Annotated in this window: 14 protein-coding genes; 5 read left to right on the forward strand and 9 right to left on the reverse strand. The window is 63.6% G+C overall.

Annotated features, from left to right (window positions below; translation table 11 throughout):
* The first annotated feature begins 42 nt into the window (after positions 1-42).
* On the forward strand, positions 43-1,233 hold the full coding sequence (locus tag ACLI1T_RS09735; RefSeq protein WP_411702542.1) for an HNH endonuclease signature motif containing protein: 1,191 nt from the start codon (positions 43-45) through the stop codon (positions 1,231-1,233).
* 169 nt (positions 1,234-1,402) lie between these two features.
* Here the strand turns inward: ACLI1T_RS09735 and rlmB are convergent, their stop codons facing one another.
* From rlmB to ACLI1T_RS09760, 5 genes are read right to left on the reverse strand one after another with little or no spacing between them, the layout of a single operon-like run.
* Complete coding sequence (gene rlmB, locus ACLI1T_RS09740) at positions 1,403-2,353, reverse strand: 23S rRNA (guanosine(2251)-2'-O)-methyltransferase RlmB (protein WP_237792359.1); 951 nt, start codon at positions 2,351-2,353, stop codon at positions 1,403-1,405.
* Positions 2,354-2,413: 60 nt separating this feature from the next.
* The gene (cysS, locus tag ACLI1T_RS09745) at positions 2,414-3,847 is read right to left on the reverse strand and encodes a cysteine--tRNA ligase (RefSeq protein ID WP_411702543.1); all 1,434 of its coding nucleotides are present in this window, start codon (positions 3,845-3,847) and stop codon (positions 2,414-2,416) included.
* A gap of 31 nt (positions 3,848-3,878) precedes the next feature.
* Positions 3,879-4,367, reverse strand: a complete 489-nt coding sequence (ispF, locus tag ACLI1T_RS09750) for a 2-C-methyl-D-erythritol 2,4-cyclodiphosphate synthase (RefSeq protein ID WP_411702544.1) — start codon at positions 4,365-4,367, stop codon at positions 3,879-3,881.
* A complete protein-coding gene (ispD, locus tag ACLI1T_RS09755) occupies positions 4,360-5,085 on the reverse strand; it encodes a 2-C-methyl-D-erythritol 4-phosphate cytidylyltransferase (RefSeq protein ID WP_411702545.1) in 726 nt (241 codons plus the stop codon). Before ispD ends, ispF begins: the two co-directional genes overlap by 8 nt.
* On the reverse strand, positions 5,057-5,641 hold the full coding sequence (locus ACLI1T_RS09760) for a CarD family transcriptional regulator (RefSeq protein ID WP_005279544.1): 585 nt from the start codon (positions 5,639-5,641) through the stop codon (positions 5,057-5,059). Before ACLI1T_RS09760 ends, ispD begins: the two co-directional genes overlap by 29 nt.
* 192 nt (positions 5,642-5,833) lie before the next feature.
* Here ACLI1T_RS09760 and ACLI1T_RS09765 point away from each other — a divergent pair, with 192 nt between their 5' ends.
* Together ACLI1T_RS09765 and radA are read left to right on the forward strand one after the other, a co-directional pair.
* The gene (locus ACLI1T_RS09765) at positions 5,834-6,433 is read left to right on the forward strand and encodes a hypothetical protein (RefSeq protein ID WP_411702546.1); all 600 of its coding nucleotides are present in this window, start codon (positions 5,834-5,836) and stop codon (positions 6,431-6,433) included.
* Positions 6,434-6,517: 84 nt separating this feature from the next.
* On the forward strand, positions 6,518-7,882 hold the full coding sequence (gene radA / locus ACLI1T_RS09770; RefSeq protein WP_284782656.1) for a DNA repair protein RadA: 1,365 nt from the start codon (positions 6,518-6,520) through the stop codon (positions 7,880-7,882).
* A gap of 154 nt (positions 7,883-8,036) precedes the next feature.
* Here radA and ACLI1T_RS09775 read toward each other — a convergent pair whose 3' ends face one another.
* Both ACLI1T_RS09775 and ACLI1T_RS09780 read right to left on the reverse strand, forming a co-directional pair.
* Positions 8,037-8,756 carry a hypothetical protein gene (locus ACLI1T_RS09775; protein WP_349868448.1) on the reverse strand — a complete coding sequence of 240 codons (720 nt, stop codon included), beginning with the start codon at positions 8,754-8,756 and terminating at the stop codon, positions 8,037-8,039.
* Between the two features lie 10 nt (positions 8,757-8,766).
* A complete protein-coding gene (locus tag ACLI1T_RS09780; RefSeq protein WP_239268412.1) occupies positions 8,767-9,426 on the reverse strand; it encodes a carbonic anhydrase in 660 nt (219 codons plus the stop codon).
* 35 nt (positions 9,427-9,461) lie between these two features.
* On the opposite strand from ACLI1T_RS09780, the gene ACLI1T_RS09785 reads away from it, so the two are divergent.
* Complete coding sequence (locus ACLI1T_RS09785) at positions 9,462-10,316, forward strand: A/G-specific adenine glycosylase (protein WP_411702547.1); 855 nt, start codon at positions 9,462-9,464, stop codon at positions 10,314-10,316.
* Between the two features lie 72 nt (positions 10,317-10,388).
* On the opposite strand, the gene ACLI1T_RS09790 is transcribed toward ACLI1T_RS09785, so the two are convergent.
* Together ACLI1T_RS09790 and ACLI1T_RS09795 are read right to left on the reverse strand one after the other, a co-directional pair.
* Positions 10,389-10,559 carry a DUF4236 domain-containing protein gene (locus tag ACLI1T_RS09790; RefSeq protein WP_081443674.1) on the reverse strand — a complete coding sequence of 57 codons (171 nt, stop codon included), beginning with the start codon at positions 10,557-10,559 and terminating at the stop codon, positions 10,389-10,391.
* 131 nt (positions 10,560-10,690) lie between these two features.
* Positions 10,691-13,537, reverse strand: a complete 2,847-nt coding sequence (locus ACLI1T_RS09795) for an ATP-dependent Clp protease ATP-binding subunit (RefSeq protein WP_411702548.1) — start codon at positions 13,535-13,537, stop codon at positions 10,691-10,693.
* A gap of 216 nt (positions 13,538-13,753) precedes the next feature.
* On the opposite strand from ACLI1T_RS09795, the gene ACLI1T_RS09800 reads away from it, so the two are divergent.
* Complete coding sequence (locus ACLI1T_RS09800) at positions 13,754-15,067, forward strand: serine/threonine protein kinase (protein ID WP_411702549.1); 1,314 nt, start codon at positions 13,754-13,756, stop codon at positions 15,065-15,067.
* Positions 15,068-15,082: the final 15 nt, after the last annotated feature.

Raw genomic sequence — 15,082 nt, forward strand, 5'->3', positions numbered from 1 at the left:
ATCGGCTAGCGCGGGCTTGCGGTGCGCCTTAGTCTCTGGGGCATGAACGCGCTGCAGACTTTTCTGAACGGCCTGGCACCCGGCATGGATATCATCGCCGACTGCCACGGCCTCTCTCTGCGCGCGCTGATTGCGGCCGGGTGCCCCGATACCACCGCCACCCGCCTGCTCACGCTTGCCGAAACCTACTTCGGCACCACCACCTTTCGCCGCCAACAACGCGAATCCATCGCCGCGAGCCGCGCTAACGGGCACAGCCTCACGGCCTTGCTTACCATCGAGCGCCACGCCGCCAAGCTGAAGAAAAAGCACGATGCGTGGGCGCTGCGGCGCGAATTGTGTGGAATGAAGGGAAAGGTCTCGGATATCGATAAGCGGGGCCGCGCCCGCGTCAAAGAGCTCAAGGGCCCCGTGAAGCGCCAGCCCGGCGTGAAGATTTATCGCCGCGCTGACGGCCCCTGGACAATGTCCATTACCGGCCCGTCCGCCGATATCGCCGATATGCACGCCGCGATTGATAAGGACGCCCCGCTTGCCTCTGTGCAGAATATCTTCCACGGCGAGGCCGCCGCCCGCCCCAGCGTGACGACCAATGTCGTGCTTCGCCTCGACGAGCTCGACCGCATCGTCGATTTCGGCTCCGGCTCCCCTTCCGGTTCAAGCTCCAAGCCTGGCTCGAGCTCCAACGCCCGCGCCGGCTCATCCGCTGGCACAAACTCGAAACCCAGCACCGATTCCGGCTCAGCCGCCGGCTCGGGCTCTAACGCCGCTGCTGGCCCTGGCGCAGACCTTGGCACTGACTCTGCCCATGGTTCTGACTCTGACGGCGATGTCGTGGTCCAGCTGACCAATGGCGCCACAATGACCGGCGCTGAGCTGGTTCGACGGGCTTTTACCGAGCACGGCTACGTCACCCTCATTCATCCAGTGGAAGGTCCGGTAAACCTTTACCGCACCTCGCGCTTTGCCTCTGCAAAGCAACGCCTGATGGCAGCGGCCGAAAACCCGGTCTGCCCGTGGCCGGAGTGCCGCTACCCCGCCGATGAATGCCAGGTTCACCACCTCAATGCCTGGAAAAATGGTGGCGAGACCAACCCGCGAAACTTGACCATCGCCTGTCCGTACCACAATGGCGTGAATGACGACGATCCCAACGCCCCGCCATTGCGCGGGCACTTAGCCCGGGTGAACGGAACCATCCGGTGGCTGCCACCCTGGGCAGATAATGGTTAATCGTTGCGGCCCACAACGCTTCGCACCCAGTACGTTGTGCCCGCAAAGAACCCAGCGTACCTTTTGACGCTGGGCTTGCACCCGCGCCGGTGATTCTGAGCGCTCGAAACATGACCAGCATGGCTGCTGGCGATAGTCCGATGCGGCGAGCCGGCAGGGCGAAAATGGGTTATTTTTCGGCGGCGCGGCGCTGGCGCGCGAACTCGGATAGGACCGAACCTGCTGCGACGGAGGCGTTGAGGGATTCGACCCACCCGGTCATGGGAATGGACATGAGGACATCGCAGGTTTCGCTGACCAAGCGCGAAATTCCCTTGCCCTCGGAGCCGATGACGATGACCACGGGATCCGTGCCGCCTTCATAGGTATCCAACGTGTGATCCCCGCCGGCGTCGAGGCCGACGACTTGGTAGCCGTTTTTCTGGAATTCCTTCACGGTGCGCGTGATATTCGTCGCGCGGGCGACCGGCAAACGGGCAGCGGTACCAGCCGAGGTGCGCCAGGCCACCGCGGTAACAGAAGCCGAACGGCGCTCTGGAATGATCACGCCATCGCCGCCAAAAGCGGCCACGGAACGGATGACGGCACCCAGGTTGCGCGGGTCGGTGATGTTATCCAGGATGACGAACATGCCGGGGCGCGGGTTCTCGGCGGCGTTGGCAATCAAATCCTCCACCGCGGCGTACTTGTACGGCGGAATCTGCAAGCCGATGCCCTGGTGCATGCCATTTCCCGTCATGCGGTCCATCTCGTGGCGCTGGACCTCGATGATGGGGATATTGCGGGTATTGCACATGGACACGGCCTCGGAAAGCCGCTTATCATTGCGAGTTCCGGCAGCGATGTAGAGCGTGGTGGCCGGCACCTTGGCGTGCAGACACTCGATGACCGGGTTGCGGCCCACCACCATCTCTGCGGTTTCTTTCTGGTGGCGCCCAGAGTTGCGGCGCTCGCGCTCCAGCTTCGCCTTGTGCTTGGCGTGGTAGACGCGGTCCTCGGCCTTCGGGGTGGGGCCCTTGCCTTCTAGGCCCTTGCGGCGCTGGCCGCCGGAGCCTTTGGTAGCGCCCTTCTTATTCGTCTTGCGGATGCCCGCGCCACCGCGGCCATGGGTTCGTGCCATCGTTTCAGTCCTTTCGAGGAAACCGTTCAATAACCAGCGGAAATAACAGCGAAATGCTGCTTAGCGCTGGGTCAACGACCACGTGGGGCCGTCTGGAGTATCGGTAATGGTGATGCCGGCGGCGGTGAGGCGGTCACGCACGGCATCGGCAGTAGCGAAGTCTTTTTCCGCGCGGGCCTGCGTGCGCCGTTCCAGTTCTGCCTGGACCAGCGCATCCAGCGCCACGTCTGCTCCGCTAGCTTCGCTTCCATCTTCCCACTCCAGCGGGTCAAATCCAAGTACGTGCGCCATCCCACGCACCTGGGCTGCCTTCGCGCGGGCGGCATCCTCGTCCCCGGCGGCTAGGTCTTTATTACCCGCGCGCACGGTGGTGTGGATGGCGGCCAGCGCCTTGGGCACGGCGATGTCGTCATTCATGGCGTCCTCGAAGTCCGGCGTCCACTCGCCGCGTTCGACGCCTGCAAAGCGCTTGACGAAGTCCTCAATACGCCGGTAGCCCGCCGCCGCCTCCGTCAAGGCGGATTCAGAGTATTCCAGCACGGAGCGGTAATGCGCAGAGCCCAGGTAGTAGCGCAGCTCCACCGGGCGCACGAGCTCCAGCATGTTCGAGATGGAAAGCACGTTGCCGAGCGATTTCGACATCTTCTCGCCGGCCATCGTCACCCAGTGGTTGTGCATCCAGTAATTGGCGAACTTATCGCCGGCCGCATGCGATTGCGCGATCTCGTTTTCGTGGTGCGGAAATTGCAGGTCCAAGCCGCCGCAGTGAATATCGAAATTGGATCCCAGGTAGTACGTCGACATGGCAGAGCACTCCAGGTGCCAGCCCGGACGGCCGCGACCCCACGGGGTAGGCCAGCTCGGCTCCCCCGGCTTCGCGGCCTTCCACAGGGCGAAGTCCAGCGGGCTGCGCTTGCCCGCGTTGTCTGACTCGCCTTGTTCCATCTCCTCGACGCGGTTGCCAGACAGCGCGCCGTAGTCGGATCCTTCCGCCTTGGTCCAGGCCTCGACGTCAAAGTAAACGGAGCCGGCCGCGCCATCCGCGGGGGTGGCTTCGGCGTCGTGGGCGGGCGCGGGGACGGGGTAGGCAAATCCGGCATCGATAAGCCGCTGCATGTACTCGACCATCTGGGTGACAAAGCCCGTCGCGCGCGGCTCCACGGACGGCGGAAGCACGCCGAGCAAGTTATAGGCCTTGGTGAACTCGCGCTCGTAGGTGGACACCCACTCCCACCAAGGGCGATTATTCTCGGCGGCCTTGGTGAGGATTTTGTCATCGATATCGGTGACATTGCGCACGAGCGCGACGTCATAGCCTTGCGCGAGCAGCCAGCGGCGCAAGATATCGAAAGCCACGCCGGAGCGCAGGTGGCCGATGTGCGGCTGCGCCTGCGGGGTGGCACCACACAAGTAGATGGAAGCGTGGCCGGGACGGATCGGCTCGAAGTCGCGTTGGCTGCGGGTGGCTGTGTCAAAAATGCGCAAAGTACTCACGCCACCCAGTCTAAATCACCCGTGCGCGGGGTTAGCGTTGGCGCCGCCAGACAACGGCCGTTGCCACCGCTGCGCGGCCCTCTTTGCGGCCGGTAAAGCCCAAATGGTCTGTCGTGGTGGCGGAAATGGACACATCGGCGCCCAGGATTTCCGAAAGCACGGCCTCGGCCTCCTCGCGGCGCGGGCCCATCTTCGGTGTCTGGCCAATGAACTGGGCTGCGGCATTGCCGATGATAAAACCTTCCGCTTCCAGCAGCTCGCGGCACTCGCGCAGGAGCTGGGCGCCGGACACGCCATCGTATTCGGGCCGGCCCACCCCCACGAAGGAGCCGAGATCGCCGAGGTGGGAGGCGGAAAGGAGGGCATCGACAAGCGCGTGGGCTACGACGTCGCCGTCGGAGTGGCCTTCGCAGCCGGGGGCGTCATCGAAAAGCAGCCCGGCAATCCAGCAGGGCTTGCCGGCTTCAATCTGGTGGGCGTCGGTCGCGATGCCGACGCGGGGGATGATGGGCTCAGTCATGCTGCTCCTCTGCAAGGGCGCGGGCCAGGGTCAGGTCCGTGGGGGTGGTGATTTTGAAGGCGAGGATATCGCCCGGCACGGTCTCCACGCGCTGGCCGTGCCATTCCATGAGGCTGGCATCGTCCGTGGCGATGAAATCCGGCTGCTTGCGCCAATAATCCAGGTTGGCCTGGCGCAGCGCTGCGAGGCGGAAACCCTGCGGGGTCTGCACGGCGCGCAAGCGGGCGCGATCGGGGGTGCCGATGATGGTGTCGCCGGCGACCTCCTTGATGGTATCGGTCACGGGAACCACCGGCACAACGGCGGGCGCGCCAGCAAGAACGTGCCGCGCCACGCGCTCGACCATCGCGGTGGGCGTGAGCGCGCGGGCGGCATCGTGGATGAGCACCACGGCGTCCTCGTCCGGAATTGCCTGCAGCCCGGCCCATATGGAATCGGCGCGTTCGCCACGCCCATGCACGAGGCACACCGGGATATCTGCGCCCACGCGCTTGACGATGCCCCCAGCTTCCCCCTCCATAGCCGGGCTCACCACCGCGATTACCTCGTCCACGAGGCCGGAGTTGGCCATGGTGCGCACGGATCGCTCCAGCAGGGTGCGTCCGTGCAGATCGACGTAGGCCTTGGGCACCTCCGCGCCGAGGCGGGTGCCTTGCCCAGCCGCGGCGATTAAGGCGATAACGCGGGGTTTAGTCTTCGTCGTCGAAGGAGAGGTCATCGAGATCGATGTCGTTGTCGATATCGGTGGTAATGGACTGATCATCGACCAAGCCGGCGGCGCGGTGGCGCTCGATGGTGGCGTCGATTTCTTCCATCATGGTATCGGCCTTTTTGTCATCGACCGGCTGCGCCAGTGCCAGCTCGCCCACCAGGATGGTGCGGGCCTTGCCCAGCATGCGCTTCTCGCCGGCGGACAGGCCGCGGTCCTGGTCGCGGCGCCAGAGATCGCGCACCACTTCTGCAACCTTATTGATATCGCCGGATGCAAGGCGCTCCTGGTTGGCCTTGTAGCGACGGGACCAGTTGCCGGCTTCTTCCACGTCTTCATCGCGCAGCACGGAGAAGACCTTTTCCAGGCCCTCCTTGCCCACGACATCGCGCACGCCGACGTTATCCGCATTCTTCTTAGGCACGCGGACGACAAGATCGGATTGGTTGATGTGCAGCACGAGGTATTCCAGCTCTTCGCCGCCCATTTCGCGGGTTTCGATATCCTCGATGACCGCCGCGCCGTGGTGCGGGTAGACGACGACCTCGCCGACCTTATATTCCATTGCCACTCCTTATAATCCCGTGAATATGGCGATAACTAAGGCTGCCATTTTATCACGCGCAGCCTGCCTGCCACCGGACGCCCCCGATTACCCCCACGGATTACCCGCTAGGTTAGCGAGAAACTGTGTACTTTATATCAAAAGGGACTAGGCTAAAGATTTGATAAGCCCTGAGATCGCAATTGATGGAGGATGCTCAACGTGCAGTCCCTGAAGTCCGCCGCCCGTCGCGGTGCCATTATTTCCGTTACCGCCGTCTCCGCTTTGGCGCTGGCTTCGTGCTCGGCAGGCCACGTCGCCCAGACGGCAGAGAAGGTAGCTGCGGTTGATGGCGCTTCTGCCAGCACCGATGACGAAAAGATTGCCGTCCGTGATGTCACCATCCTGACAGAGCCAGACGGTGGCGCCGCGTTGAAGTTCAACGCCGTCAACCAGGGCTATGACACCGATGTCATCACCTTGAAGTCCGTGAAGGTCGACGGCCAAACCGTCGAGATGAAGCAGACCCAGCCGCTCAAGCGCGATCACTCCATCGTGGCGGACTCCCAGAAGAACCTGGACGCTACCCCGGATCACGATTCCGAGACCGTGCAGTACGTGGCCACCCACCTGGATAACGATGACTTTGGCTACGCCGGCCACCGCCCGGTTACCTTCGAGTTTTCCAACGGCTCCATCGAGGTCGACGCCACCGTCGCCGCCTCCCAGATGGAGTCCGGTAAGTACGACCGCGACGTGGAATCCCCAGAGGGCTACACCACCGACGCGAATACCGGTAACTCGCACCACTAATCGCCCACCACACGCGCGCCCTACTCTTTCCGCGGAGTACGGGCGCGTTCGTCGTTTTGGCCGCCACGTTCTAGGCTCTACATTATGGCCAAAAAATCTCGCCCCATCCACACCTGCTCCGAATGCGGTTATGTCTCCCCCAAGTGGCTCGGGCGCTGCCCGGATTGCGGTTCCTGGGGGACGATGGAGGAAAAGGCACCGGTGGTGGCGGGGGCATCGGCAAGCGGTGGGCATAAGGGCGTCGCACCGACGAGCCCGGTGCAGCCCATCACGCAGGTGGGCGCGCAGGCGACGAAGACGGTGCGCACGGGCATCGGCGAGCTTGACCGCGTGCTGGGCTCCGGCATCGTGCCGGGCTCGGTGGTGCTCATGGCCGGCGAGCCCGGCGTGGGCAAATCCACGCTGCTTCTCGAGGTCGCCTCCCGCTGGGCCCAGCTCGGCCGCACCGTCCTCTACGCCACCGCCGAGGAATCCGCCGGCCAGGTCCGCGCCCGCGCCGAGCGCACCGGAGCGCTGCAAGAATCGCTGTACCTCGCGGCCGAATCCAACCTGGACGCCGTATTTGGGCATGTCGATGCCGTCAAACCCGGGCTCATCATCGTGGACTCCGTACAGACCATGCATGCAGTGGGGGTAGAAGGCGTGCCCGGCGGCGTCGCGCAATCGCGCGCCGTGACCGCGGCGCTGACCTCCCTGGCGAAATCTACCGGCATCCCCGTGCTGCTGGTGGGGCACGTGACCAAGGACGGAAACGTGGCGGGACCGCGGGTTTTGGAGCATCTTGTCGATGTCGTCTTAAACTTCGAGGGCGACCGCCAGTCCAGCCTACGCATGCTGCGCGGGATGAAAAACCGCTTCGGCGCGACCGATGAGGTGGGTTGTTTCGAGCAAACCGCCGGGGGTATTCGGGAGGTCGCGGACCCGTCGGGGCTCTTCCTCTCGCACCGGGGCACGACGCCGGATGGCTCCGCGGTAACCGTTGCCATGGACGGCGTACGGCCCATCCTCGCCGAGGTCCAGGCGCTGACCGTGGACCCCGTGGCGAAGAACCCGCGGCGCGTGGTCACGGGGCTCGATGCCAACCGCGTGCCCATGGTGCTGGCCGTATTGCAGGCGCGCGCCGGCCAGCGCACGAACGATAAGGATGCTTATGTGGCCACGGTGGGCGGCATGCGGATTACCGAAACCGCAACCGACCTCGCGGTGGCGCTGGCTACCTGGTCCTCGCTGCACGAGCAGCCGCTGCCAGCGAAGACGGTGGTCATTGGCGAGGTGGGTTTGGCCGGCGAGCTGCGGCCCGTGCCGAATATTGAGCGGCGCCTGCAGGAGGCGGCGCGGCTGGGATACAAGCGGGCGATTATCCCGCGCGGGGAAATCAACCCCGTGGACGGCATGCAGGTGCGGCAAGTCGCAACGCTTGGCGAGGCCCTCGCCGCAGTCCAGCCGTAGTTCAACCGTAGTCCAACCGTAACCGGTGACTGGTTCTTGCCGAGCTGTTGCCAAGCTGTTGCCGAGGGACGGGCGCTCCGGCGGCGCGGACTCCCACGCGGGATGCTTCCGCCCGAGCTGCTTCCGCGTGGCCGAGCCTAACGAGGCCGCGCGCTTAGCGGAGGGTGAAGTCCTGCGGCGGGGAGGAATTATCGCCAATGACCGTGTGGGCGAAGTAAGCACCCGGCTCGGCGGTCGGGCGGTCGGTGCACTTGCCCGGTTCGGAGGCCTGGCGGGACCATTCGGCCTCGAATTTCAGGTCCTTGCCCGCGGGGAAGGTCTGCTCTCCGGTCTGTACGGAGGCGTAGCAATCGGTATCGGACCACACGCGCTGGTTATCGGCCATCTTGTAGACCTCGAAGCGCAGCGAGTTCTCATCTAGATCGATCGTGCAATCCGCGGCGGTGGGGTTGGTCACGGTCATAAAGAACTTCGGCAGCTCGCCGTCCGGCACGGAGTAGTTGAGCATGGAGGTGCGCACCTCCAAGTCCTCAAGCGAGCAGGTATCCTTCGCGGCGTGCACGGACTCCTCGGGCTCCTTGCTTTCCGATGCCCCATCCCCTGCTTCCTCCGCCTCGGACTCAGATTCAGAGGCAGACTCGGATTCGGATTCGCTCGTCGAATCCGCGGACGTGGTTTCAGATTCGCTGGTGGATTCCGAAGACGTGGTCGCCGCCGAAGACTCTGAGGACGCGGCAACGGAATCATCGCTATCGCCGCCGAAGGCGGCCACCGCCGCCCAGATCAGCACCACGGCCAGGACGATCACGATGATAAGCGCGGCGACCCGGCGGCGCTTATAGATCTCTTCTGGAAGGGGCTTATTCTGGTTCACGCACTCAATTTTAAGTGGTAGACGCGCCTGGATCCGCTAAGCGGGCTCCGCGTGTCAACTCAACGCCGTAAGAGTGCAACGGCTCCACGCGCGAGTCCTCGAGGAGGTAGCGGGCGCCGACGATGCCGAAGGAGCCATCGTCAAGCTGCTTGCGCACATTAGGGATGCTGGCCACTACCTGGGTGACGGTTTGGAGGGTGTGTTGGCGCTCGACATCGGCAAGCGTGGCATCAGGCCCCGCAGTCCACGCGGACGTCGCGACCTTCTCGATGATGGGCCGCTGCAGGCCGATGGGCAGCTCGCCGCCGCGCACAAAATCCACCGCGGCCGCCACCGCACCGCAGGACTGGTGACCCAAGACCACCAGCAGGTTGGGGTGCAGATGGTCGAGCGCATAATCCAAGGAAGCCAGCACGGAGGCGTCGAGTATGTGGCCGGCGGTGCGGATGACGAAGGCATCGCCAAAGCCGATATTGAAGATGTGCTCGATGGGCGCGCGGGAATCGGAGCAGGCCAGGACCACCACGCGGGGATCCTGGCCTTTGGTGAGCCCGTCGCGCTCATAAATCTTGTTGAGATCCATGATGGTGCCGTCGATGACGCGCTGGTTTCCGGCCTGGAGGGCCTCCCAGACGGCCTGCGGATTATGGGCAACGTTACTTAATGGCATGAAGTATATTTTAATGCCCTAGACTGTCCTGCGAGATGGATACGCACGCACTTCTTTCCTGGTTTGACGCCAATGAACGCGATTTACCCTGGCGGCGCCCCGGTACCTCCGCCTGGGGAGTGCTGCTTTCCGAGGTCATGAGCCAGCAAACCCCCGTCGCGCGCGTCGCCCCCGTGTGGGAGGAGTGGATGCGGCGCTGGCCCACCCCCGCGGACTTCGCCCAAGCCTCCCGCGCCGAGGTGTTGCGCGCGTGGGGCAAGCTCGGCTACCCGCGGCGCGCGCTGCGGCTCTGGGAGTGCGCGGGGGTAATGGACGAGGTTCCGGCGGACGTGGATGAGCTGCTGGCGCTGCCTGGAATTGGCGACTATACCGCCCGCGCCGTGGCGTGCTTTCACTTTGGCCAGAACGTGCCGGTGGTCGATACCAACGTGCGCCGTGTCTATGCCCGCGCCGAAGACGGGAATTTCCTCGCTCCGTCGCCCTCCAAGCGCGAGCTCGCCGCTGTGGCCGCGCTGTTGCCCGAGCGCAATGGGCCGCGTTTTTCCGCCGCGCTCATGGAGCTCGGCGCGCTGGTGTGTACTGCGAAAAATCCCGATTGTAAGCGCTGCCCCCTGCGCGCGACCTGCGCCTGGCAGCTCGCCGGATGCCCCGAACCTTCCGCCGCGGAACAAACGCGCGCCAAAAAGCGCGTGCAGAAATTTGCCGGGACCGATAGGCAGGTGCGCGGCAAAATCCTAGACGTGCTGCGCGCCGCCGATCACCCGGTGCCGCAGTCTGCTATCGACGTGGTTTGGCCTGATGCCGCGCAACGTTCCCGCGCGCTGGCTTCGCTGCTTGACGATGGCCTCGCCGAGCAAAACTCCGTCGGCCTCTTCCACCTGCCGGTTTAACCACCTGACGGTCTAACCACCTGCCGGTTTAACCTCCCGCCGGGCCTATCAGCGTTGAAGCACAGAGAATCGTTAACGCCAACGGCCGCGGAAGTTGAGCCCGCCAGGGAGGTTGACCCACATGCCGCCGCGAGAATTAAAGGTCACCGGCCCAATCTTCGTGGACATGGAAGCACCGGATCCGGAAATGTTAATCCAGCTATTCTTGCCGGTCTTTTTGCGCGAACGATATTGAAGTCCCATAACCGGCCATTTTAGCAATACCCCCGTGCATCACGCTGGGCACATACGAAAAACCACCCAGGGTTCGCGGTGGAACCGTGGGTGGTTATGCAGGCCCGAGCGGGCCGGGGCGGGGCGGGCCAGCCGATTAGTTACATCGGCTGGCCAGCACCTGCTGGTGGCGGGTTCTTGCCATCGTCGTCGGAGTTACCAGGGCCCGGCTTTTCCGAAGGCACATCCGGGGAAATGACATCCGGCTCGCCGTTGGTGTCGATGCCGTCATTGTCGGAACCGGAACCGCCGTCCTTTGGACCGTTGCCGTCGCCGTTGTCGCCGTCGGAATCGGAGTCGGAGTCATCCGAATCGGAACCGTCAGCGGCCTGGTCGGAGGGGTCGTTGTCGCGAACGGAGGCATCGGCAAGCGAGGGCTCATCGATGTCATCCGGCAGCGGCTTCGGGCGCGGGGTGAAGGTGAACGTAGCGCCGGAGTCGTCCTTGGACTCGCCGTCCCAGCCTTCGACGTCGACCGAGATGATCTCGCCGGCGCCAATCTCGCCGAAGAGAATCTTCTCCGAGAGCTGGTCCTCGATATCGCGCTGAATGGTGCGACGCAACGGGCGGGCACCAAGCACCGGATCGAAGCCGCGCTGGGCCAGGAGGTTCTGGGCCTTATCGGTGAGCTCGATGCCCATATCGCGCTCCTCCAGCTGGGTACCCACGCGGTCAATGAGCAGGTTAACCATCTGCACGATCTGCTCGCGGGTGAGCTGGTGGAAGACCACGACGTCATCGATACGGTTCAGGAACTCGGGGCGGAAGTGCTTCTTCAGCTCGTCGTTAACCTTCGCCTTCATGCGCTCGTACTGGGCGTCCGAATCGTTCTCGCTGGCGCCGGTAAAGCCCAAGCCCACCGGCTTCGAGATGTCCTGGGTACCCAGGTTCGAGGTGAAGATGAGGACGGTGTTCTTGAAGTCGACGACGCGACCCTGGCCATCGGTAAGCCGGCCGTCTTCCAGCACCTGCAGCAAGGTGTTGTAGATCTCCTTGTGGGCCTTTTCGATCTCATCAAAAAGCACCACGGAGAACGGCTTGCGGCGAACCTTCTCGGTCAGCTGGCCGCCCTCTTCGTAGCCAACGTATCCCGGAGGGGCACCGAAGAGGCGGGAGGCGGTGAAGCGGTCGTGGAACTCACCCATATCGATCTGGATGAGGTCATCATCCGAACCGAAGAGGAAGTTAGCCAGCGACTTCGACAGTTCGGTCTTACCCACACCGGACGGGCCGGCGAAGATGAAGGAACCGGAAGGACGGCGCGGATCCTTGAGGCCCGCGCGGGTGCGGCGGATGGCGCGGGAGACGGACTTGACCGCCTCGTCCTGGCCAATGATGCGCTTGTGCAGCTCCTCTTCCATGTTGAGCAGGCGAGAAGATTCCTTCTCCGTCAGCTTCAGCACGGGGATGCCGGTCCAGTGCGCCAGGACCTCAGCGATTTGGTCCTCGCCCACCTCGGCGATTTCCTCCAGGTCACCGGAGCGCCACTGCTTTTCCTTCTCGGAGCGCTCCTCACCCAGCTTGCGCTCGTCATCGCGCAAGCCGGCGGCCTTTTCGAAGTCCTGGGCATCGATAGCCGCTTCCTTTTCCCGGCGAACCTCGGCAATGCGGTCATCGACCTCGCGCAGGCCCTTCGGGGCGGTCATGCGCTTAATGCGCATGCGGGCACCGGCCTCATCGAGGAGGTCGACGGCCTTGTCCGGCAAGAAGCGGTCATTGATGTAGCGGTCCGCCAGCTGCGCGGCGGCGTGCAGCGCCTCATCGGTGTAGGACACGCGGTGGTGCGCCTCGTACTTATCGCGCAGGCCCTTCAGGATGAGGAAGGTGTCATCCAGCGAAGGTTCATCGACCTGCACCGGCTGGAAACGACGCTCCAGCGCGGCATCCTTTTCGATGTGCTTGCGGTACTCATCCAGGGTGGTAGCACCGATTGTCTGCAGCTCGCCGCGGGCCAGCTTGGGTTTTAGCAGCGAAGCGGCGTCGATGGCACCTTCGGCAGCACCGGCACCGACGAGGGTGTGAATCTCATCGATGAACAAGATGATGTCGCCGCGCTGGTTAATTTCCTTAAGAACCTTCTTCAGGCGTTCCTCAAAGTCACCGCGGTAGCGGGAACCGGCAACCAAAGAACCCAGGTCAAGCGAGTACAGCTGCTTGTCCTTGAGAGTTTCTGGGACCTTGCCGTTAACAATGTCCAGCGCCAAGCCCTCAACCACTGCGGTCTTACCAACGCCAGGCTCACCGATGAGCACTGGGTTGTTCTTGGTGCGGCGCGAGAGCACCTGCATGATGCGCTCAACCTCGGACTCGCGGCCCACGACGGGGTCTAGCTTGCCGTCCTTGGCTGCCTGGGTGAGGTTGCGGCCAAACTGGTCTAGCACGAGCGAGTTGGAGCGCTCGCCCGAGCCGCCGGAACCACCGCGCCCACCGGCACCGGCACCGGGACCTGCGCCCGCGCCGATGGGGCCTGGGGCCTGGTTCGAGTCGCCGCCGCCTTCTTGCTGGCCGCCCTCGTAGCCGGACAGCAGCTGGATAACCTGCTGGCGCACGCGCGGCAGATCAGCGCCGAGCTTCGTCAGCACCTGTGCGGCAACGCCGTCGCCCTCACGGATAAGTCCGAGCAGGAGGAACTCCGTGCCAATGTACTTGTGCCCCATCTGCAGGCCCTCGCGCAAGGACAGCTCGAGGACCTTCTTAGCGCGCGGGGTAAAAGGAATGTGGCCGGTGTGCGGCTGGCTGCCCTGGCCGATGATCTCCTCTACCTCACGGCGCACGTCCTCCAAAGAAATGCCCATGGACTCTAGAGCCTTGGCAGCTACACCTTCTCCCTCGTGGATAAGGCCGAGCAGGATGTGCTCGGTTCCGATGTAGTTGTGGTTAAGCATGCGTGCTTCTTCTTGCGCCAAAACGATGACGCGACGAGCACGGTCTGTAAACCTCTCGAACATGACTCCCCTAAACTTTCGCTTCTAATGTGGTACCCACTGTAACGCCGCACGACCCAAAGGATTTCCTCTTTTTGGCCCCCATTGCCCTATAAACGCCCCAAACCGCCCATACTCGCAGCTCACATGGGTGTACGCCGGTAGCGAACAGGCTCTATTTAGCCTAGAATCTTCTACATTCTCCCTGCCGTCTCGTAGATACGAAGGAATAAAACAGCCGTGCCGCACCTTCCCGAATTCTTTGCTTTCCAGCACAACCTGCACGAAAAGGCAGTGCTGGATGAGGGGCCCAATTCCACCCTTTTTGCCGTGGAGGACGGCTCCACCCATGAGGAACTCACGGTGGAGATCTTCGCGGCGGGGGTAGAGGGCATCGTCAAGGCCTCTACCGCCCTGCACGGCCTGCACCACCCCGCGCTCGCCGCCCTGGAGGGCTCTGGCACCACCGCAGATGGCCAGGAATTCTTGGTCCGCAAGGGCTGTAAGGGCACAGCCTTGCCCGCGCTTGCCGATGCCCCCACCAAACCCCGCGCCCAAGAAATCCTCACCCCCGTGGCCGGCGCGGTGGATTTCCTGATTAGCCGCAACCACGCGGATTTCGCCGTCCATGGGCTCAAGGCTGAGCGCGTGTTCGTGGATGAGGATAAAGAGGTCGCCGTCCTCGCCGCCGCGGGCCCAGGTGGTGCCAGCACGGCGGAGGAATCGGCGGAGGAAACCGCCGAGAAAACTCCAGAAAAGGCCGAGAGCGTGACCGGCGCCGATGCCGTCCGCGCCTTCCAAAAACTCGTTGCCGCCACGTGCCCTTCCTTTACGCCGGACAAAGATTACTCGAGCGCCAAAGAGGTCGTGGCAGCGCTGCGCCCCGAGCGCGATCTCGATACTTCGCAGTTCCCGCCGGTGCAGGCCGAAGAGCCCGAGTCCCAGCCGCAACAACAGTTCCCACCGCAACCGCAGCAGCAGTTCCCGCCGCAGAACCAGGCGGGCCCCCAGTATCAGCCGCAGTATCAACAGCAATACCAGCAACAGCCGGTACCACCGATGAATGCGGCCCCGCCAAAGAAGAAGGGCAAGGGCGGGCTCATCGCGCTCATTTCTGTTTTGGCCGTCATCGCAGTGGCTGCGGCGGGAGCGTTGTGGTATTTCCTGTCCTACCCCAGCTGGGATGACAAGGAAAAGAACCTAGCGAATGCTTATCCGAGCCTGATTGGCTCGCGCAGCGGCCAAGACGGCGCGCTCGGCGCGGAATGTTCCTCCCGCGCCCCAGAGGATGGTCAAGAAGCGAAGATCACCTGCTCGGGAGACGGTTTCGACTACACCGCCGCCTACTACCCCAGCGTGGAAGAACGCGATGCGGTCCTCCCAGACGCTGACCCAGTAGAGCTGTCTAACGATAGGTGCACCATCCAAAGCTACGAGGCCTCAACGGATCCGCAGACCTACGTTATGGCCGTGGAAGGCACCCAATCCATCTTCATGGTGTGGGGCGACGATGCCGAAGCCGCGCGGCTAAAGCTGCCGCTGTGTGCGCAGTAGGCGCCGCAAGATAAC

Origin of the sequence: Corynebacterium tuingiense (genome assembly GCF_046718165.1) — a bacterium.
Classification (GTDB): Bacteria; Actinomycetota; Actinomycetes; order Mycobacteriales; family Mycobacteriaceae; genus Corynebacterium.

Bases quoted from the DNA above. Each gene is read 5' to 3' on its own strand.
- ACLI1T_RS09735 (WP_411702542.1), top strand. From the start codon at position 43: ATGAACGCGCTGCAGACTTTTCTGAACGGCCTGGCACCCGGCATGGAT.
- rlmB (WP_237792359.1), bottom strand. From the start codon at position 2,353: ATGGCACGAACCCATGGCCGCGGTGGCGCGGGCATCCGCAAGACGAAT.
- ispF (WP_411702544.1), bottom strand. From the start codon at position 4,367: ATGACTGAGCCCATCATCCCCCGCGTCGGCATCGCGACCGACGCCCAC.
- ispD (WP_411702545.1), bottom strand. From the start codon at position 5,085: ATGACCTCTCCTTCGACGACGAAGACTAAACCCCGCGTTATCGCCTTA.
- ACLI1T_RS09760 (WP_005279544.1), bottom strand. From the start codon at position 5,641: ATGGAATATAAGGTCGGCGAGGTCGTCGTCTACCCGCACCACGGCGCG.
- ACLI1T_RS09765 (WP_411702546.1), top strand. From the start codon at position 5,834: ATGCTCAACGTGCAGTCCCTGAAGTCCGCCGCCCGTCGCGGTGCCATT.
- radA (WP_284782656.1), top strand. From the start codon at position 6,518: ATGGCCAAAAAATCTCGCCCCATCCACACCTGCTCCGAATGCGGTTAT.
- ACLI1T_RS09780 (WP_239268412.1), bottom strand. From the start codon at position 9,426: ATGCCATTAAGTAACGTTGCCCATAATCCGCAGGCCGTCTGGGAGGCC.
- ACLI1T_RS09785 (WP_411702547.1), top strand. From the start codon at position 9,462: ATGGATACGCACGCACTTCTTTCCTGGTTTGACGCCAATGAACGCGAT.
- ACLI1T_RS09790 (WP_081443674.1), bottom strand. From the start codon at position 10,559: ATGGGACTTCAATATCGTTCGCGCAAAAAGACCGGCAAGAATAGCTGG.
- ACLI1T_RS09795 (WP_411702548.1), bottom strand. From the start codon at position 13,537: ATGTTCGAGAGGTTTACAGACCGTGCTCGTCGCGTCATCGTTTTGGCG.